Raw genomic sequence first — 18,417 nt, forward strand, 5'->3', positions numbered from 1 at the left:
TATAAGACCCAAGGTCTTATATTCCGTATAATATCCTTAGAAAGGAGGTGATCCAGCCGCACCTTCCGATACGGCTACCTTGTTACGACTTCACCCCAATCATCTGTCCCACCTTCGGCGGCTGGCTCCTAAAAGGTTACCTCACCGACTTCGGGTGTTACAAACTCTCGTGGTGTGACGGGCGGTGTGTACAAGGCCCGGGAACGTATTCACCGCGGCATGCTGATCCGCGATTACTAGCGATTCCAGCTTCACGCAGTCGAGTTGCAGACTGCGATCCGAACTGAGAACAGATTTGTGGGATTGGCTTAACCTCGCGGTTTCGCTGCCCTTTGTTCTGTCCATTGTAGCACGTGTGTAGCCCAGGTCATAAGGGGCATGATGATTTGACGTCATCCCCACCTTCCTCCGGTTTGTCACCGGCAGTCACCTTAGAGTGCCCAACTGAATGCTGGCAACTAAGATCAAGGGTTGCGCTCGTTGCGGGACTTAACCCAACATCTCACGACACGAGCTGACGACAACCATGCACCACCTGTCACTCTGCCCCCGAAGGGGACGTCCTATCTCTAGGATTGTCAGAGGATGTCAAGACCTGGTAAGGTTCTTCGCGTTGCTTCGAATTAAACCACATGCTCCACCGCTTGTGCGGGCCCCCGTCAATTCCTTTGAGTTTCAGTCTTGCGACCGTACTCCCCAGGCGGAGTGCTTAATGCGTTAGCTGCAGCACTAAGGGGCGGAAACCCCCTAACACTTAGCACTCATCGTTTACGGCGTGGACTACCAGGGTATCTAATCCTGTTCGCTCCCCACGCTTTCGCTCCTCAGCGTCAGTTACAGACCAGAGAGTCGCCTTCGCCACTGGTGTTCCTCCACATCTCTACGCATTTCACCGCTACACGTGGAATTCCACTCTCCTCTTCTGCACTCAAGTTCCCCAGTTTCCAATGACCCTCCCCGGTTGAGCCGGGGGCTTTCACATCAGACTTAAGAAACCGCCTGCGAGCCCTTTACGCCCAATAATTCCGGACAACGCTTGCCACCTACGTATTACCGCGGCTGCTGGCACGTAGTTAGCCGTGGCTTTCTGGTTAGGTACCGTCAAGGTACCGCCCTATTCGAACGGTACTTGTTCTTCCCTAACAACAGAGCTTTACAATCCGAAAACCTTCATCACTCACGCGGCGTTGCTCCGTCAGACTTTCGTCCATTGCGGAAGATTCCCTACTGCTGCCTCCCGTAGGAGTCTGGGCCGTGTCTCAGTCCCAGTGTGGCCGATCACCCTCTCAGGTCGGCTACGCATCGTTGCCTTGGTGAGCCGTTACCTCACCAACTAGCTAATGCGCCGCGGGTCCATCTGTAAGTGGTAGCCGAAGCCACCTTTTATGTTTGAACCATGCGGTTCAAACAACCATCCGGTATTAGCCCCGGTTTCCCGGAGTTATCCCAGTCTTACAGGCAGGTTACCCACGTGTTACTCACCCGTCCGCCGCTAACATCAGGGAGCAAGCTCCCATCTGTCCGCTCGACTTGCATGTATTAGGCACGCCGCCAGCGTTCGTCCTGAGCCAGGATCAAACTCTCCGATAAAGTAGTTTGACTGACTACGCACATCGCTGTGCGATTTTTTAAAAACTGAATTAACAGGTACGTTTTGTCTTGTTTAGTTTTCAAAGATCATTACCGCCGCTTAACGAAGCAGCTTTATTACTATAACATTTAGCTTCTTTTAAGTCAACAACTTTTTTCAGAGTACTTAATGAAGCTTTTAGTTGATGTCAGCTGTTTATCAGCGACGAATAATAATATATCACGGATATTATCAAAAGGTCAACACCCAATTTAGGCTGTATGTGAAGAGACATTTTATCGGTTATATTCAATTGTCCATGCTCATAAGATGTAAAACAAGAATGATGGACAAGATAAGGAGGCATCATCAGTGAATCACTTCTATGTGTGGCACATTAAACGGGTGAAACAATTAATTATTATACTTATCGCCGCATTTGCAGCTGCCAGCTTTTTTTATATCCAAAGAGCTGTCCCGCTTCCCGTGTTTTCAACTGACACCGGACCTAAAGCCATTTATAAAGGAGAAACAGATTCTAAAGATATTTCACTTACTTTCGATATCAGCTGGGGCGATGAGAGAGCAGAACCGATACTTAATACTCTGAAAGCAAACGGGATTAAAAATGCAACGTTTTTTCTTTCAGCTTCTTGGGCAGAACGCCATCCCGACACAGTGGCCCGTATCGTAAAGGACGGCCATCAAATCGGGAGCATGGGCTACGCTTATAAAAACTATGCCAATTTAGAGAGCAGCGAAATAAAAAAGGACATGAACCGTGCGCAAACAGCCTTTGAAAAGTTAGGGGTCAAAGACATACAGCTATTAAGACCCCCTACCGGCCAATTCAATAAGAATGTTCTAAAGGTCGCAAAGCAATACAATTATACAGTCGTTCATTACAGTGTGAACTCTCAAGACTGGACAAATCCCGGAGTTGAAAAAATCATCGACAATGTGACCAAGCAAGTTTCCGGTGGAGACATTATTCTTTTACATGCCTCCGATTCGGCAAAACAAACAGAAGAAGCATTGCCTGATATCATCCATCAGCTGAAAGAAAAAGGATTAAAAAATGTAACCGTGGGTGACCTCATCGCAAATTCTGATGCCAAATCCGCAGAGGTAAAGTAATTACTTTGCTGCAAACTTCGGCAGCATCAGCAATTGGAAGGCATTACATGCCATTAACGGAAAAAGCATTAAATAAAGCCAGTCCTCATCATTTACTCTTAATGCAGGGAACCATTCTAATGCGGTAATCACAACCATCAAAAACAACGATGACACAAATGTTTTCTTAGAGGACTGCTTTTGCTTTATATAAGCTGTAATCACTCCAAAGATCAATAAAAACATCGGTAACCACGCATAGCCAGCCAGCGATTCTCCGCTCTCTCCAAAAAATAAAAAACGCACGTACATTAAATCAAAAGCAACAAACAGGATGAAAAACAACTGCAGCAAATTCCACAAAGAGGAGGACCTTAATATCTCAAGCGCAAACCGATGAACTGTTAAAAACACGAAAAAACCCATTTGGCTGATCACACTGAAAATCATGCCTACACCGATAAACCAAAATAAAACAGAGAAAATCTGCCCCGCTTCAAATGTAAGAAACAGCCCTCTATATTCTCCCCATTTTAAAGCAAAACCCACAATACTCGTGATAAGCGCTCCGACAGCTAAAATAGAAAAGAAAAAACGAACTAAACCACGGCTTTTCATTTCTTTATTCATCCCCTCAAAAATCGCGAACAGCGATATTTTGTTATGTATAATTCCAAACAGATGAATCATATTAAAGGTAAGACAAGTATGTGAAAGGAGCTTAAGCATGTCAAAAGCCAAAACGCTATTGATGAGCTGTTTTTTGTTATTATCTGTAACAGCTTGCGCTCCAAAAGACCAAGCAGCGGATATGGACTATGATCAGACCAAAAAAATGGTTGTTGATATATTAAAAACTGATGATGGAAAGAAAGCTATTAAGGAATTATTAAATGATGATGCCATGAATGAAGCGCTGGTGATTGACCAAGATGCAATTAAAGGAACAATAGAAAAAACACTCACATCTAAAAAAGGTGAAGAATTTTGGAAAAACATCTTTGAAGACACTGATTTTGCTGAGGGCTTTGCCAAAACTCTTCAGACAGAGCATGAAAAAGTGATTAAAAAGCTGATGAAGGATCCAGATTACCAGAAGATGCTGATGAGCGTTATGCAGGATCCCGGCATGGATAAAAAGTACAGCCAGCTGGCAAAAAGCCAAGAATTCCGCAGTTATTTAGAAGAGGTTATTAACGAAACACTTTCTAGTCCGCTTTACAAAAAGCAGTTCGAAGATGAGCTGAAAAAAGCAGCAAAAGACACAGCCAAAGAAAGTGAATAAAGGGAAAGCCGGGATCTGGAATCCCGGTTCACCTTTTATACCTGCACAGACATTTTTGCATCTATTTTTTTTGCGATGTCCTGATATATTTCTCCGATTGGATGATTCTCGTCGTAAACAGACGGAGCAAATTGGTCCTTATCCCAATCTGGCTGTTTCAATGGGATTCTGCCGAGCAAAGGCACATTTAGTTCCTCAGCCAGTTTATCTCCTCCGCCTTTTCCAAAGACATATTCTCTTTCCCCTGTCTTTGCACTTTCATAATAAGCCATGTTCTCTATGACCCCCACGACCTCATGATCGGTTTTAATCGCCATAGAGCCCGCTCTGGCCGCGACAAAAGCAGCTGTCGGATGCGGCGTAGATACGATGATTTCTTTGCAGCTCGGAAGCATTGTATGTACATCGAGAGCAACATCCCCTGTACCAGGCGGAAGATCAAGAACGATATAGTCTACTTCTCCCCACTCTACTTCATGGAAAAAGTTATTCAGCATTTTGCCGAGCATCGGTCCTCTCCATACGACCGGAGCATTTTCTTCTACGAAAAAGCCCATTGACATGACCTTTACTCCAAAGCGTTCAACAGGAAGAAGTTTCTCTCCTTCAATCGTTGGACGCACAGTGATACCCATCATGTCCGGCACACTGAACCCATAAATATCCGCATCAATTAAACCAACCTTTTTCCCTAGACGAGCCAGAGAAATAGCTAGGTTTACGGACACAGTTGACTTGCCTACGCCGCCTTTTCCACTTGCTACGGCAAGAAAGACTGGCGGGTTATCCATATTTAATAATGTTTTTTTCTCAGCTGACGGCGCCCGGAATTTAGCAACCGTTTCTTCAGGCAGCTCTTCAAATCGAAGGCCGACTGTCTCAGCTCCTGCCCCTTTTAATACGTTTACGATCTCTTGCTGAATCTGCATTTGTTCTGCAGTTCCTGTTTTTGCAAGAGCGACTTTTACACTGATATGCCGTTTTTCAGGCTTTATTTTAATTTCCTTAACGGCATCCAATTCTCCCAGAGGTCTTTGAAGAAAAGGTTCGCGCATTTCTCCGACTAGTTTTCTTACTTCATCTTCTCTTATCATCGAACCTCACCCTTTTGTGTATTCGTTTACAATTATTATTATATCATACATAAATGGCGGGTGTCTTATGCTTAGAACCACAAGAAAACCCTCCATTACTCCGGAGGGTCTCCTTTTTCTGTGAAATATCGCAAAATGCCTTTATATATGGAAGATGCCACCTTGTCTTGATATTTCGGTTTACCGAGCAACGTTGCTTCACTTGGATTGGATAAAAACCCGACTTCTATAAGCGCCCCCGGTTTGGTGACGTTTTGCATTAAGTAGATACCATGAATCCGCTTTGCTTTCCGGGTTGTGTTTTCCAGATTTCTTCTCAGCTCATCCTGAATGTATTTTGCGACTTTCTCATTTTCCGCATATTTCCCGTAATAAAAGCTTTGGGCGCCGCTCCATTTTTGTGACGGAATCGCATTAAGATGAATGCTGATATAGAGCTCCGCCTCTGAATGGTTTATTAATTTGACTCGTTGTCTTAGATCCTCAGCTTTTCGTCGGCTATAGCCTTTTGTTCCTTCTGGAGCGAGATCAGTATCACTTTCTCTGGTCATGATAACAAGCGCTCCTTGTTCTTGAAGATAATCCCTGACTCTAAAGGCCACTTCCAGGGTAACATCCTTCTCTAACAGCTTTCCGCCGACTGCTCCGCCGTCAGGCCCGCCATGACCTGGATCTAGATAAATGATTTTACCGCTCAAGGGCAGGCTCCACGGCTTCCAAGAGTCGTTATTGCTGAACTGATACTTGAACAGAAATAGTAATATGATGAAGCCTAGCAAAAAACTGAGCCATTTAAGCTTTTTCCTCATCCCTTCCCCTCCCGCTTGTCCGTTATTACATAACTATGGGACAGGGCCGGGAAATATGATTACCGCATGCGAAGCTTACACTGTTTTTCTCTTTGAACAAACCCTGCTGTCCACCAATCTTTAATGAACTTGCGTGCCGCTTCATAAACCGTGTTTTTATCAAATGTTGCGTATTGCTCGTGTATCCAATTATAGAGATAATCAAAAAACTCCATACGTAGCTCTTCTTCTTCTCTTGCAGAGCGGGCACTGATACTCTGCATGGATTCTCCGTAATAGCCGAATATCCCAAAACGCCCGCCTAACAAATAGGCTTCTATAGCAAAATCAATACAGCCTTCGGTAATAATATCTCGTTCATCATGTAAAAATGGAAATAATGGTTCTAAACAATCCTTAACAGACTGGATAATTTGTCTCAGAGAGAGTTCTTTGAGCAAGTTCTTTTCTAATTCAAAATCCTTTTGGCGTTTCACATCCATAAAAGACAGTACTTCTGCCATATAAATTCACTCTCCTTTTATCGATTATTTTGAGGTTTGGATGATGAAACAATGCCCGAATTCGGTTGGAAATTCGCCCAAATGAAGGTGTAAAATTGATAAAAAATCACCTTTCTGCAGGGTCTGGAACAAACGTTCTATAATTAGTTATGAAAAAAGCAGCCCCTCTAACAGGTCGCTGCTTTTCATACTTTCACGCTTCTTGTTGCAGAATATGTATGGATATATTGGTCTAATACAAACCCGCCTTTATCTTCATAAAAACCAGTAACGATAAAACCGGCATCAATTTGGCCTTTGATTTGGTCTTCTAAGGAATGGCCGAATTCCAAAGCCTCATTATTTTCGATCAGTTTTTTCACTTTATGTTTCGGAAGATCTTCTGGGTCAGCGTATGGAATGGAGTGTTTTACTTTTAAAACACCTTGCTGTTCTAATTCTGTATCAAACAGAAATACAACAGGATTGACAAAACCCGAGATTAGAACGCCGTTCCTTTTCAACACACGGTGCGCTTCCTTCCATACCGGGAGGACATTCTCAACAAAAACATTGGCAACAGGATGTACAATGACATCAAATGATTCATCATTAAATACACTTAAATCGTCCATGCTTCCTTTGACAGTGTGTATTGTGAGACCATCTCGCTCAGCAATCATTTTATCCTGATTCAGCTGTTTTTCTGAGTTATCTAGTACGGTGACATCCGCGCCTGCGGCTGCCAAAACTGGGCCCTGCTGGCCGCCGCCTGATGCTAAACAGAGTACTTTCAGACCTTTGACAGGCGGAAACCAATCCTTCGGTACATCTTTCATTGGTGTTACCCTTATATCCCAATTGCCTTTTTTTGCTTGTTCGATCACCTGCTGCTCAACAGCAACAGTCCATTCATTGCCTGTTTCTACTTTTTTATCCCAGGCTTTGCTATTATGAGCTACTAACGCATTCATGAATCTTCTCCTTACTTTAATGTATAGAGTATAACAAATATTTCTAGATTAATATCGCTTTCCCTTTGCATATTTAGAAAAAAGTTCATAAAAACGCAAAAAAACCACAAAGGAGATATGTGATTTATATCATCAGATTTACTTTTACTTCGTTACATAAAGCCATTAGCAATGAGAGCTATTGTTTCTCCGGGTTAGGAATCAGCAGTGAACTTTAACGGATGAGATACAGTGGTTAGATGAAGCTGGGCTGATCACATAACGATAATAAACATTGACCGAAGTTCCAATTGAATAAGAATGAAAGCTATCATGATTATTACAAAGAGACCGTTTATAAACAAACAATTAACCCCGTCAAGCGTCCATTCAGTTGTTATTTTTATGCGGGGCTGCCACGTTTTATTAAAGAAAAAAGCTCCCAACCCAAGGTCGAGAGCTTTTTGAAAACGCAAAATTAACGTTTTGAGAACTGAGGTGCACGACGAGCGCCTTTAAGACCGTATTTTTTACGTTCTTTCATACGAGCGTCACGAGTCAGAAGACCTGCACGTTTAAGAGTTGTACGGTATTCTGGATCTGCTTCAAGCAAAGCACGAGCGATACCGTGACGGATTGCTCCAGCTTGACCAGATAAGCCGCCTCCATGTACGTTTACTAAAACATCATAAGTGCCAGCTGTTTCAGTCAAAGTTAATGGTTGTTTGATATCTTCGATTAAAGCTGCAGATGGGATGTGTTCGCTGATTTCACGATTATTAACGACGATACGGCCTTCTCCTGGAACTAAACGCACACGCGCTACAGAGCTTTTACGACGGCCAGTACCGTAATATTGAACCTGTGCCAAATTGGTAACCTCCTTTTTAATTAACCGCGAAGTTCGTAAACTTCAGGTTTTTGTGCTTCGTGTGGATGCTCAGAACCACGGTATACGTTCAATTTTTTGAACATTTGACGACCTAGAGAACCTTTTGGAAGCATGCCTTTGATAGCAAGCTCAAGCATTTTCTCAGGGTAGTTTGTACGCATTTCAAGAGCAGTTCTTGATTTTAATCCGCCTGGATGTTGAGTGTGACGGTAGTAGATTTTGTCAGTTAACTTTTTACCAGTTAACTCGATTTTTTCAGCGTTGATGATGATCACATGATCTCCAGTATCAACGTGTGGTGTGTAAGTTGGTTTGTGTTTTCCGCGAAGGATAGCTGCAACTTCTGAAGAAAGACGACCTAAAGTCTTGCCAGCAGCATCAACAACTAACCACTTGCGTTCAATAGTACTTGCGTTAGCCATAGGTGTTGTACGCATTGAATTTCCCTCCTAAATGATCTGTCATTTTCAATAAACTTCGATTACGTTCTATTTCACAACACAATAAGTTCCGGGGCTTATCGTGGGGTTGAAATACATACCATATGATATCTTATAACTTTATGCAGACTCTGTCAAGAAAATATTATACACCTGGTTTAGTTGTCATAGTAAACGTTCCATAAATATAGCCCGTGCCCCGGCGCTGTGCGCCCTGCCGCTTCGCGATCCTTCGCTTCCAGCATGGATTTCACCTCATCGGGAGAAATTTTTCCAATACCTGCATCAAGCAAAGTACCCGCAATAATTCTGACCATATTATATAAGAAACCGCTGCCTGTGATCCGCATTTGCAGGCCGTCAGCCGTCTCAGTCCAATCAAGTTCGTATATCGTTCTTACCTTGTCCTGCACTTCTGTTTTAGCCGCGCAAAAGCTCGTAAAATCATGTGTCCCTATAAGATGCTTTGCCGCTTCTCTCATGTCCTGCACATTAAGGCGATATGAAAAATGGTAAGCGTAATGCCGTTTAAATACGTCCGGGTGTTTCTCCGTGTATACAAAGTAGCGATATTCTTTTTTGACTGCGCTAAATCGTGCATGGAACCCATCATCCGCAATTTCTGCCTGTTTGACTGCGATATCGTCCGGAAGCAGTGCATTTAAGGCATATGGCCATCTCTCAGCCGGGATAGACAGTGGAGTGTCAAAATGAATCACCTGTCCGGCTGCGTGAACCCCGCTGTCTGTTCTTCCAGACGAAACGACCGGAATTCTGTCTTTTGACTTATGCAGGACAGCCAAAGCCTTCTCCAGTTCATCCTGAACCGTTCTTTTGCCCGGCTGAACCTGATAACCGTTAAACAAATGTCCGTCATAAGAAATCGTGCATTTCAGTCTCATACAGCACCTCTAAGCCCTTAAGAAAAATAACAAAGCAGCTAATACAATTAAGCTGACAATGACAGAAGTGTCTTTTCCTGTCCATACAAGCTTTCTATATTTCGTACGTCCTTCTCCGCCTTGATAGCCTCTTGCTTCCATTGCCACCGCAAGCTCTTCGGCGCGTTTAAATGCGCTGACGAAGAGCGGGACAAGAAGCGGGACAATAGCCTTCACTCTTTCTTTGACAGGCCCGCTTGTAAAATCAACGCCTCGCGCCATCTGAGCCTTCATGATCTTATCTGTCTCCTCCATCAGTGTCGGAATAAACCGTAAAGAAATTGACATCATAAGAGCCAGCTCATGAACAGGAAGCTTTAATTTTTTCAATGGGTTCAGCAGCTGCTCCATTCCATCGGTAATCTCAATCGGTGTGGTCGTAAGCGTTAATAAAGTTGTGATTAAAATCAAATAGACGAATCTAAGAGAAATGAATATCCCCTGAACCAGACCGCCCTCATAGACTTTGAAAAAACCTATTTGAAAGATAATCGGTCCTTCATGTGTCATAAGGATGTGAAGAAGGAACGTAAAAAGGACAATCCAGATGATTGGCTTCAGCCCTTTCATTAAAAAAGAGAAAGGAACTCTTGTTAAAGAAACGACGCCAATTGTAAATAAACCAAGCAACGCGTATGTCTGAACATTATTGGCTAAGAATACAATGCAGACAAATAAAAAGATCGTGATCAGTTTTGTTCTGGGGTCAAGCCGGTGAACAAGTGAAGTCCCCGGTACATACTTGCCGATAATCATGCTGTCCATCATAAAGTCTTCTCCCCCTGAAAAAGAGCACGGATTTCAGCAGCGGCATCTTCGATTGTGAGCATAGGCTCATTAAATCTCACACCCAGTACAGCTTCAAGGTGTCTTTGGAATTTTATTGTTTCAGGAAGATCCAGCCCCCAGCCGGCCATCTCTTCACCCTTTAAAAACAGATCACGCGGACTGCCTGATGCTTGTATCGTTCCTTTATGCATAACAATCATTTCATCAGCGTATGCAGCTGCATCCTCCATGCTGTGTGTCACAAGGATCGTCGTCAGGTTCCCGCGTTGATGAAGCTCATAAAACATGTCCATAATCTCTTTTCGCCCTCTTGGGTCCAATCCTGCAGTCGGTTCATCCAGAACAAGCACTTCAGGGTCCATTGCAAGTACGCCGGCAATTGCAACTCTGCGCATTTGTCCCCCGCTTAATTCAAAGGGTGACCTGTCCAAAAGCTCTTCTGATAAACCTACAAGCTGCAGCATCTCTCTCGCTTTTTGTTCCGCATCTTCTTTTTTAACACCAAAGTTCATCGGTCCGAATGAAATATCTTTAAGAACTGTTTCTTCGAATAATTGATGCTCAGGAAATTGGAAAACGATTCCGACTTTTTTACGAAGTTTTTTCAGATCTTTATTCTTTTTCCCTGCCTGAATGACAGTGCTGCCTAGTGATATCTGTCCCTTCGTCGGCTTCAGGAGACCATTTAGGTGCTGAAGAAGAGTGGACTTGCCAGAGCCTGTATGCCCGATAACGGCTACGTAGCTTCCTTCTTTAATCGATGCATTGATATCATACAGTGCTAGGCGCTCAAACGGCGTCTTCATCTGATAGCGATGCTCTACATCTTTGATTGTAATGTCCACAGCTCTTTCACCAGCCCTTCCTGAGTCAAATGGTTTTCTTCCAAAGCCAGTCCATTTTCTCTTAAAAGCTGGCTAAGCTGGAATGAGAAGGGTAAATCAAGCCCGATTCGAACAAGTTCTTTATTCAATTTAAAAATCTCTTCAGGCGGCCCTTCAGCATATTTTTTACCGCCATTCATGACAATGATCCTGTCTGCTTTTGCTGCCTCATCCAGATCATGTGTAATGGATATGACAGTCGCCATGCCCTGCTCTTTTAAATGTCTTACCGTTTCAAGCACTTCTTCTCGCCCGATCGGATCAAGCATGGATGTTGCTTCATCTAAGATAATAATATCAGGACGTGCGGCAATAACCCCCGCAATCGCAACTCTCTGCTTTTGGCCTCCGGAGAGATGGTGCGGCTCTTGATCGAGAAAATCTTGCATATTAACCTGTTTTACTGCCCAGTCTACTCTCTCAATCATTTCTTCCCGCGGTACACCATTGTTTTCTAAACCAAAAGCCACATCATCGCGAACAGTCGTTCCGACAAATTGGTTATCCGGATTTTGAAAGACCATACCTATCTTCTTACGCACTTCCCAAACAGATTCCTCTGTCAATTGAATCCCGGCAACCTCAATGTCGCCTGATTCAGGAAGAATTAAACCATTCAATGCCCGGGCCAGTGTTGATTTCCCTGAACCGTTATGACCTACGATTGCAAGCCATTCACCCTCATACACCTGCAGGGAGACGCCGTCTAGTGCTCGTCTTTCTGCGTCCTTCCGATATCGAAATACGATATCCTCTACCGATATCAACTGATTTTGATTCATGGAAAACCGGCCTCCTCTCAGCTAATGCTCTGCTTTTCTCTCTATATTAAAAGTTGCAGTATCTAAAAAAAGGGCATAGATCCAGTTAGAAACTGTCCCGCCCTTCTTTAGATACACAAAAATATGTGATTAAACCAATTCGATAATTGCCATTGGTGCTCCGTCACCACGGCGAGGACCAAGCTTCATAATACGTGTGTATCCGCCTTGGCGCTCCTCGTAACGAGTTGCAATGTCAGAGAATAATTTTTGAAGTGCATCTTGGTTATTTTCTTCGTTTGCAACCTCGTTGCGGATGTATGCAGCAGCTTGACGACGAGCGTGAAGATCACCGCGTTTGCCAAGCGTGATCATTTTTTCAACTACAGAGCGAAGTTCTTTCGCACGTGTTTCAGTTGTTTCGATTCTTTCGTTGATGATCAAATCAGTTGTAAGATCACGAAGCATAGCTTTACGCTGTGCACTCGTACGTCCTAGTTTTCTGTATGACATGTGATGTCCCCTCCTTTATTGGAATGCTGTTTCTGAATAATAAACACACGAAAATCCTAGTTCACAAGGGAAACTAGTCAATCGTCTTTGCGAAGTCCGAGTCCAAGTTCTTCTAGTTTCGCTTTCACTTCTTCAAGTGATTTGCGTCCTAGATTTCGAACTTTCATCATATCTTCTTCCGTCTTGTTCGCAAGCTCTTGAACCGTGTTAATACCCGCACGCTTTAAGCAGTTGTAAGAACGAACAGAAAGATCCAATTCTTCAATTGTCATTTCAAGAACTTTCTCTTTTTGATCTTCTTCTTTTTCAACCATGATTTCAGCATGTTGAGCTTCGTCAGTTAAACCAACGAATATATTAAGGTGTTCAGTTAAAATCTTTGAACCAAGCGCAATTGCTTCTTTCGGTCCAGTGCTTCCATCAGTCCAAACATCAAGTGTAAGTTTATCATAGTTTGCAACTTGGCCTACACGAGTGTTCTCTACCTGATAAGATACACGAGAAACTGGCGTATAGATAGAATCGATCGGAATCACGCCGATTGGCTGATCGTCTCTCTTGTTTGCGTCAGCAGGCGTATACCCACGTCCTCTTTGAGCAGTAAGGCGAACTCGGAAACTCGCATTCTCACCAAGAGTCGCGATATGAAGATCAGGATTTAAGATCTCTACATCACTATCGTGTGTAATATCAGCTGCCGTTACAGTTCCTTCACCCTGTACATCAATTTCTAGCGTCTTCTCTTCATCAGAGTAGATTTTCAATGCAAGCTTTTTAATGTGTAAGATAATCGTTGTAACATCTTCCACAACGCCTTCAATTGTCGAGAATTCGTGCAGTACACCATCTATCTGGATTGATGTTACAGCGGCACCAGGGAGTGAGGATAAGAGGATACGACGTAAGGAGTTACCCAGAGTTGTACCATATCCACGCTCAAGTGGCTCTACGACAAACTTACCAAATTTGGCATCGTCGCTGATTTCAACCGTTTCGATTTTTGGTTTTTCAATCTCGATCATTACTTAAAACCCTCCTTCAAAACGTCGAAACCTCGAATAGAATCATATGAGATTCCATCCGAAATTCCCCATTGTTTAGTCCCGTATGTGCTCAGGCAACGAGTCGGTGCATTCGTTTCATAAATAACTGTATCATAACCCATTATTGACAGGGACACAAAATCTATACAAACAAATTACACGCGGCGACGTTTTGGTGGACGGCATCCGTTATGAGGAACAGGAGTTACGTCTCTGATAGCAGTGACTTCTAGTCCAGCAGCTTGAAGTGCACGGATTGCAGCTTCACGGCCTGAACCAGGTCCTTTAACAGTAACCTCTAGAGTTTTAAGACCATGTTCGATTGAACCTTTAGCAGCTGTTTCTGCAGCCATTTGCGCAGCAAAAGGAGTAGATTTACGAGAACCTCTGAATCCTAAAGCTCCGGCACTAGACCAAGAAATAGCATTACCATGAGTGTCAGTGATCGTAACGATCGTGTTATTGAAAGTTGAACGAATATGAGCAATTCCAGACTCAATATTCTTTTTCACGCGACGTTTACGCGTGTTAGATTTACGAGCAGCAGCCATTGTTTAAGAACCTCCCTTACTTATTTTTTCTTGTTAGCTACAGTACGACGCGGACCTTTACGAGTACGCGCGTTGTTTTTAGAGTTTTGTCCGCGAACAGGTAATCCTCTGCGATGACGGATTCCGCGGTAGCTTCCGATTTCGATCAGACGTTTGATATTAAGAGAAACTTCACGGCGAAGGTCACCTTCTACTTTCAGTTTGTCAATAATATCACGGATTTTACCAAGTTCTTCTTCAGTAAGATCGCGCACACGAGTATCTTCTGAAACTCCAGCTTCTTTTAAAACTTGCTGAGCCGTTGTGCGGCCAATTCCGAAGATGTATGTTAAAGAAATAACAACACGTTTGTCACGTGGGATATCTACACCAGCAATACGAGCCATTCTCTGGGCACCTCCTTATAAATTATCCTTGTTTTTGTTTATGCTTTGGATTTTCACAGATCACCATTACTTTTCCTTTTCTGCGAATAACTTTACATTTTTCGCAGATTGGTTTAACTGATGGTCTCACTTTCATGTGTTTCCAACCTCCTTCAGTTTCCGGAGTGCTTTATTTGTAACGGTACGTAATCCTGCCACGAGTTAAGTCATATGGAGATAATTCTACCGTAACTTTGTCTCCAGGTAAAATGCGAATGAAGTGCATGCGGATTTTACCAGATACATGAGCCAAAACAGTGTGGCCATTTTCAAGTTCAACTTTGAACATCGCGTTTGGCAGTGTTTCGACTATAGTACCTTCCACTTCAATTACATCGTCTTTCGCCATTCAAGTGTTCTCCCTTCTTCAAATCAGTAACTTGCTTTCTGACAAATTTCAAAAGAAGTTTGTCACACGCCCTGTTTCGTTTATACTGTTCTGAACTTCCGGAGATACGCAATCATAAAGGGTTAAATGATTGATATTCTTTTTCTTAGGAGAATGAAATGTACGCTTTTCTCCGTCTGCTGTTAGTACATTGATGATGGTTAAAATTCCAACGACAAGCAGCAAGATGAATTCAGTCTTGCCAATGTTCACCCAAGCTTTCTGCCCTATCAAGCTTGAAAAACATCTGTCTTCGGAATTATTTTCATCATCTAGACTCTCGTCAGTATATCAAAACCCGTTTCCGTAATCGCAATCGTATGTTCAAAATGAGCACACTTTTTCCCATCTACCGTTACAACCGTCCAGTTATCAGCCAATGTTTTCACGTAGCGGCTGCCAGCGTTCACCATAGGTTCAATAGCGAGAACCATGCCAGGTTTAAGCCGTGGTCCTTTGTTGGGCGGACCGTAATGAGGAATTTGCGGGTCCTCATGCAAGTCTTGACCAACACCATGTCCGACATACTCCCTAACAACTGAAAACTGCTCATTTTCGACATACGTTTGTATTGCGTGGGAAATATTCGACAAACGTTCACCTGGTTTTGCTTCCTGCAAGCCTTTATATAAAGACTCCTCTGTCACTTCCAGAAGTTTTTTGTCATCATCGCTGATGTTTCCTACCGGATATGTCCATGCAGAGTCACCATGATAACCATTTAATTTAGCACCGATATCAATACTGATGATGTCACCGTCCTTCAGCACCCTGCTGCCAGGTATGCCGTGAACGAGTTCTTCATTAACTGATACGCAAATGCTCCCGCGAAACCCATTATACCCCTTAAAAGATGGGATTGCACCCTGCTTCTTAATAAAACGTTCGGCAATTTGATCCAATTCTTTTGTCGAGATTCCTGGTTTAATGTGCTTTTTTAACTCTTCATGAGTTAAAGCCACGATTCGCCCTGCTTCCCGCATGATACCAAGTTCACGTGGGGTTTTACAGATAATCATTTTTTTAATCCTCCAAGAAGATCCTTCACATCTGCATAAACGTCTTGAATGTCCTGTTGGCCATTCACGTTTGCAAGATAACCTTTCTCTGAATAGAAATCAAGTAAAGGCTGAGTTTGCTTCATGTTTACCTCAAGCCGTTTAGAGACGGTTTCCTCATTATCATCTGCCCGTTGATAGAGTTCGCCTCCGTCTTTATCACAAATACCCGGCGTTTTCGGCGGATTAAAGACTAAATGATAGGTTGTGCCGCAAACACTGCAAATTCTGCGTCCAGTCAGACGTTCCATGAGAGCGTCTTTGTCGACTTCAATGTTAATGACATAATCAATCGGCTTGCCGTATTCCTCAAGAATTTCTTCAAGAGCTTCGGCTTGAGCGACTGTTCGCGGAAATCCGTCCAGAAGAAAACCTCTTTCACAATCATCTTTGCCAAGTCTCTCTTTTACAATTCCGATTGTGACTTCGTCAGGTACGAGCTCTCCCTTATCAATATAAGATTTTGCTTCAAGTCCGAGTGGTGTTTCTTCTTTCATAGCAGCACGGAACATATCTCCTGTTGAGATATGAGGAATCCCATAATCCTCAACAATTCGTTCGCCCTGTGTGCCTTTACCGGCACCAGGAAGCCCCATTAAGACTAAGTTCATTCGGATTTCCCCCGTCCTCTCTTTATTAAGAGGGAATGGATAAATCCATTTCCTCTAGTTTTTCATAAATCCACGGTAGTTTCGTTTCACCAACTGGCTTTCTAGTTGTTTCATTGTCTCCAAGGCTACCCCGACAACAATTAACAAAGATGTTCCGCCAATTTGTGCACTTTGAGGCAATCCAGCGAATTGAATGAAAAAGATAGGAAGAATGGAAATCACGGCTAAGAATATAGAACCCACAAACGTAAGTCGATACAAAATGCTCGTAATTCTATCTTGAGTCATTTTCCCTGGACGAACCCCCGGGATATAGCCACCCTGTTTTTTAAGGTTATCAGCCATTTGTTCAGGGTTTACCTGTACAAAAGCATAAAAGTACGTAAAGGCAATAATCAACGCAACATATATCGCCATACCCACCGGATGCGTATTATCAAAGTTGTTTTGAATCCACTTTGTCACATCGTTTGTTCCAAAGAATGACGCGATCGTCCGCGGCGTTATCAAAAACGCAACCGCAAAGATTACCGGAATAACCCCTGCAGGATTCACTTTCAATGGAAGGTGTGTAGACTGACCCCCGCCAGCAGGTGAACGACCTGTGCCTTTAGCATATTGAATCGCAATTTTCCGTACGGCTTGCTGAATGAAAATAACTCCAACAATAACTGCTAAAATCGCAATCACAAGAAGTGCGACTTTCACAATATGAATAAACAACTGATCGTTGCTGCCGACAAATTGAGTCTCATATATTTGCCCAATTGTTTTTGGAATACTAGACACAATCCCCGCGAAGATAATGATCGATATTCCGTTGCCTACTCCATGAGAAGTAATTTGTTCCCCAAGCCACATTAAAAAGGCAGTTCCGCCAGTGAGTACTAAAGCAATGATAAGATATGTCGATACACCGGATTTTTCGATCAGCATACCGTTTGCCAGATTGTTGAATCCATATGACATACCTAACGCTTGGATGAAACCAAGCACAATCGTAAAGTACCTTGTGAACTGAGCTAATTTACGGCGGCCAACTTCACCTTGCTTAGACCACTCGGTAAACTTCGGTACAACATCCATCTGAAGCAGCTGAATGATGATCGAAGCCGTGATATAAGGAGTAATTCCCATTGCGAAAATGGAAAATTGGTAAAGCGCACCGCCGCCAAATGTATTAAGGAGATCAAAAACACCCATTTGAGACTGCGCCTGTAACGCTTCAGCGTTAACGTAAGGCACAGGAATAAACGCACCTATGCGAAAGACGATAAGCATGAGTAAAGTGAATATGATTTTATTCCTGATATCACTCACACGCATAAAGTTGGAGATTGTTTTAAACAAGTTAGATCACCTCAGCTGTACCGCCAGCAGCTTCAACAGCTTCTTTCGCAGAAGCAGAGAATTTATTGGCTTTTACAGTTAATTTTTTCTCTAATTTACCGTTGCCAAGAATCTTTACTCCTGCATTAAGTTTGCTAATAACACCAGTCTCTAGAAGAAGTTCAGGAGTGACTTCCGTTCCTTCTGCAAAACCGTTCAATTTGTCTAGGTTGACTACAGCGTATTCCTTGCGGTTGATGTTAGTGAAACCGCGTTTAGGAAGACGTTGGAATAAAGGCATTTGTCCCCCCTCGAATCCAGGGCGTACACCGCCGCCAGAACGAGCGTTTTGACCTTTGTGACCTTTACCAGCTGTTTTACCGTTGCCAGAACCAATACCACGACCTACGCGATTACGCGTTTTGCGTGAACCTTCTGAAGGTTTTAATTCATGAAGTTTCATTAGGACACCTCCTTATCCGA

General features: G+C 43.2%; 23 protein-coding genes, 1 rRNA gene and 1 pseudogene. 2 read left to right on the forward strand and 23 right to left on the reverse strand.

Annotated features, from left to right (window positions below):
* Positions 1 to 40: 40 nt before the first annotated feature.
* Positions 41 to 1,590: ribosomal RNA gene (locus PUN35_RS13935) — 16S ribosomal RNA — on the reverse strand.
* A 352-nt stretch (positions 1,591 to 1,942) separates the two neighbouring features.
* On the opposite strand from PUN35_RS13935, the gene pdaB reads away from it, so the two are divergent.
* Complete coding sequence (gene pdaB / locus PUN35_RS13940; RefSeq protein ID WP_003235130.1) at positions 1,943 to 2,707, forward strand: polysaccharide deacetylase family sporulation protein PdaB; 765 nt, start codon at positions 1,943 to 1,945, stop codon at positions 2,705 to 2,707.
* On the opposite strand, the gene kbaA is transcribed toward pdaB, so the two are convergent.
* A complete protein-coding gene (gene kbaA, locus PUN35_RS13945) occupies positions 2,708 to 3,304 on the reverse strand; it encodes a KinB-signaling pathway activation protein (protein WP_033881155.1) in 597 nt (198 codons plus the stop codon).
* Between the two features lie 109 nt (positions 3,305 to 3,413).
* Here kbaA and gerD point away from each other — a divergent pair, with 109 nt between their 5' ends.
* On the forward strand, positions 3,414 to 3,971 hold the full coding sequence (gene gerD, locus PUN35_RS13950; RefSeq protein ID WP_003235126.1) for a spore germination lipoprotein GerD: 558 nt from the start codon (positions 3,414 to 3,416) through the stop codon (positions 3,969 to 3,971).
* Between the two features lie 35 nt (positions 3,972 to 4,006).
* On the opposite strand, the gene salA is transcribed toward gerD, so the two are convergent.
* The 21 genes and pseudogenes from salA to rplO all read right to left on the reverse strand — a co-directional run bounded on the left by salA (position 4,007) and on the right by rplO (position 18,397).
* On the reverse strand, positions 4,007 to 5,065 hold the full coding sequence (gene salA / locus PUN35_RS13955; RefSeq protein WP_003235124.1) for an iron-sulfur carrier protein/transcriptional regulator SalA: 1,059 nt from the start codon (positions 5,063 to 5,065) through the stop codon (positions 4,007 to 4,009).
* Positions 5,066 to 5,160: 95 nt separating this feature from the next.
* On the reverse strand, positions 5,161 to 5,874 hold the full coding sequence (gene cwlD / locus PUN35_RS13960) for an N-acetylmuramoyl-L-alanine amidase CwlD (RefSeq protein WP_004399672.1): 714 nt from the start codon (positions 5,872 to 5,874) through the stop codon (positions 5,161 to 5,163).
* A gap of 59 nt (positions 5,875 to 5,933) precedes the next feature.
* The gene (locus PUN35_RS13965; protein WP_003235118.1) at positions 5,934 to 6,377 is read right to left on the reverse strand and encodes a YbaK family protein; all 444 of its coding nucleotides are present in this window, start codon (positions 6,375 to 6,377) and stop codon (positions 5,934 to 5,936) included.
* A 185-nt stretch (positions 6,378 to 6,562) separates the two neighbouring features.
* Positions 6,563 to 7,330 carry a class I SAM-dependent methyltransferase gene (locus tag PUN35_RS13970; RefSeq protein ID WP_014478632.1) on the reverse strand — a complete coding sequence of 256 codons (768 nt, stop codon included), beginning with the start codon at positions 7,328 to 7,330 and terminating at the stop codon, positions 6,563 to 6,565.
* 457 nt (positions 7,331 to 7,787) lie between these two features.
* Positions 7,788 to 8,180 (reverse strand): 30S ribosomal protein S9, encoded by a 393-nt coding sequence (gene rpsI / locus PUN35_RS13975; protein WP_004399691.1) that lies wholly within the window; start codon positions 8,178 to 8,180, stop codon positions 7,788 to 7,790.
* A 20-nt stretch (positions 8,181 to 8,200) separates the two neighbouring features.
* The gene (gene rplM, locus PUN35_RS13980) at positions 8,201 to 8,638 is read right to left on the reverse strand and encodes a 50S ribosomal protein L13 (RefSeq protein WP_003241966.1); all 438 of its coding nucleotides are present in this window, start codon (positions 8,636 to 8,638) and stop codon (positions 8,201 to 8,203) included.
* 161 nt (positions 8,639 to 8,799) lie between these two features.
* Positions 8,800 to 9,543 carry a tRNA pseudouridine(38-40) synthase TruA gene (gene truA, locus PUN35_RS13985; protein WP_004399657.1) on the reverse strand — a complete coding sequence of 248 codons (744 nt, stop codon included), beginning with the start codon at positions 9,541 to 9,543 and terminating at the stop codon, positions 8,800 to 8,802.
* 9 nt (positions 9,544 to 9,552) lie between these two features.
* Positions 9,553 to 10,350, reverse strand: coding sequence for an energy-coupling factor transporter transmembrane component T family protein (locus PUN35_RS13990; protein ID WP_004399656.1), 798 nt, complete (start codon positions 10,348 to 10,350; stop codon positions 9,553 to 9,555).
* A complete protein-coding gene (locus PUN35_RS13995; RefSeq protein WP_031600082.1) occupies positions 10,347 to 11,216 on the reverse strand; it encodes an energy-coupling factor ABC transporter ATP-binding protein in 870 nt (289 codons plus the stop codon). The genes PUN35_RS13990 and PUN35_RS13995 overlap by 4 nt, the downstream gene beginning before the upstream one ends.
* Positions 11,192 to 12,037 carry an energy-coupling factor ABC transporter ATP-binding protein gene (locus PUN35_RS14000; protein WP_014478629.1) on the reverse strand — a complete coding sequence of 282 codons (846 nt, stop codon included), beginning with the start codon at positions 12,035 to 12,037 and terminating at the stop codon, positions 11,192 to 11,194. The genes PUN35_RS13995 and PUN35_RS14000 overlap by 25 nt, the downstream gene beginning before the upstream one ends.
* Before the next feature lie 129 nt (positions 12,038 to 12,166).
* Positions 12,167 to 12,529: a 50S ribosomal protein L17 gene (gene rplQ, locus PUN35_RS14005; protein WP_003225836.1), complete on the reverse strand. Its 363-nt coding sequence runs from the start codon at positions 12,527 to 12,529 to the stop codon at positions 12,167 to 12,169.
* Between the two features lie 77 nt (positions 12,530 to 12,606).
* Complete coding sequence (locus PUN35_RS14010) at positions 12,607 to 13,551, reverse strand: DNA-directed RNA polymerase subunit alpha (protein WP_003225835.1); 945 nt, start codon at positions 13,549 to 13,551, stop codon at positions 12,607 to 12,609.
* Between the two features lie 176 nt (positions 13,552 to 13,727).
* Positions 13,728 to 14,123, reverse strand: a complete 396-nt coding sequence (gene rpsK / locus PUN35_RS14015; protein WP_009966385.1) for a 30S ribosomal protein S11 — start codon at positions 14,121 to 14,123, stop codon at positions 13,728 to 13,730.
* A 20-nt stretch (positions 14,124 to 14,143) separates the two neighbouring features.
* Complete coding sequence (gene rpsM / locus PUN35_RS14020; RefSeq protein ID WP_003235095.1) at positions 14,144 to 14,509, reverse strand: 30S ribosomal protein S13; 366 nt, start codon at positions 14,507 to 14,509, stop codon at positions 14,144 to 14,146.
* Between the two features lie 22 nt (positions 14,510 to 14,531).
* The gene (gene rpmJ / locus PUN35_RS14025) at positions 14,532 to 14,645 is read right to left on the reverse strand and encodes a 50S ribosomal protein L36 (protein WP_003156543.1); all 114 of its coding nucleotides are present in this window, start codon (positions 14,643 to 14,645) and stop codon (positions 14,532 to 14,534) included.
* A 33-nt stretch (positions 14,646 to 14,678) separates the two neighbouring features.
* Positions 14,679 to 14,897 (reverse strand): translation initiation factor IF-1, encoded by a 219-nt coding sequence (gene infA, locus PUN35_RS14030; protein ID WP_003156508.1) that lies wholly within the window; start codon positions 14,895 to 14,897, stop codon positions 14,679 to 14,681.
* Positions 14,875 to 15,143, reverse strand: a pseudogene (locus tag PUN35_RS14035) (ribosome-binding protein ybzG). Before PUN35_RS14035 ends, infA begins: the two are co-directional and overlap by 23 nt.
* Before the next feature lie 65 nt (positions 15,144 to 15,208).
* Positions 15,209 to 15,955: a type I methionyl aminopeptidase gene (gene map, locus PUN35_RS14040; RefSeq protein ID WP_003225828.1), complete on the reverse strand. Its 747-nt coding sequence runs from the start codon at positions 15,953 to 15,955 to the stop codon at positions 15,209 to 15,211.
* Positions 15,952 to 16,605, reverse strand: coding sequence for an adenylate kinase (locus PUN35_RS14045; protein ID WP_003241987.1), 654 nt, complete (start codon positions 16,603 to 16,605; stop codon positions 15,952 to 15,954). The genes map and PUN35_RS14045 overlap by 4 nt, the downstream gene beginning before the upstream one ends.
* Before the next feature lie 54 nt (positions 16,606 to 16,659).
* Entirely contained in the window at positions 16,660 to 17,955 is a 1,296-nt protein-coding gene (gene secY / locus PUN35_RS14050) for a preprotein translocase subunit SecY (RefSeq protein WP_004399662.1), read from the reverse strand.
* Position 17,956: 1 nt separating this feature from the next.
* A complete protein-coding gene (rplO, locus tag PUN35_RS14055) occupies positions 17,957 to 18,397 on the reverse strand; it encodes a 50S ribosomal protein L15 (RefSeq protein WP_003225819.1) in 441 nt (146 codons plus the stop codon).
* Positions 18,398 to 18,417 lie beyond the last annotated feature (20 nt).

The organism is Bacillus sp. N3378-2at, assembly GCF_033412715.1.
GTDB classification, from domain to species: Bacteria; Bacillota; Bacilli; order Bacillales; family Bacillaceae; genus Bacillus; species Bacillus subtilis.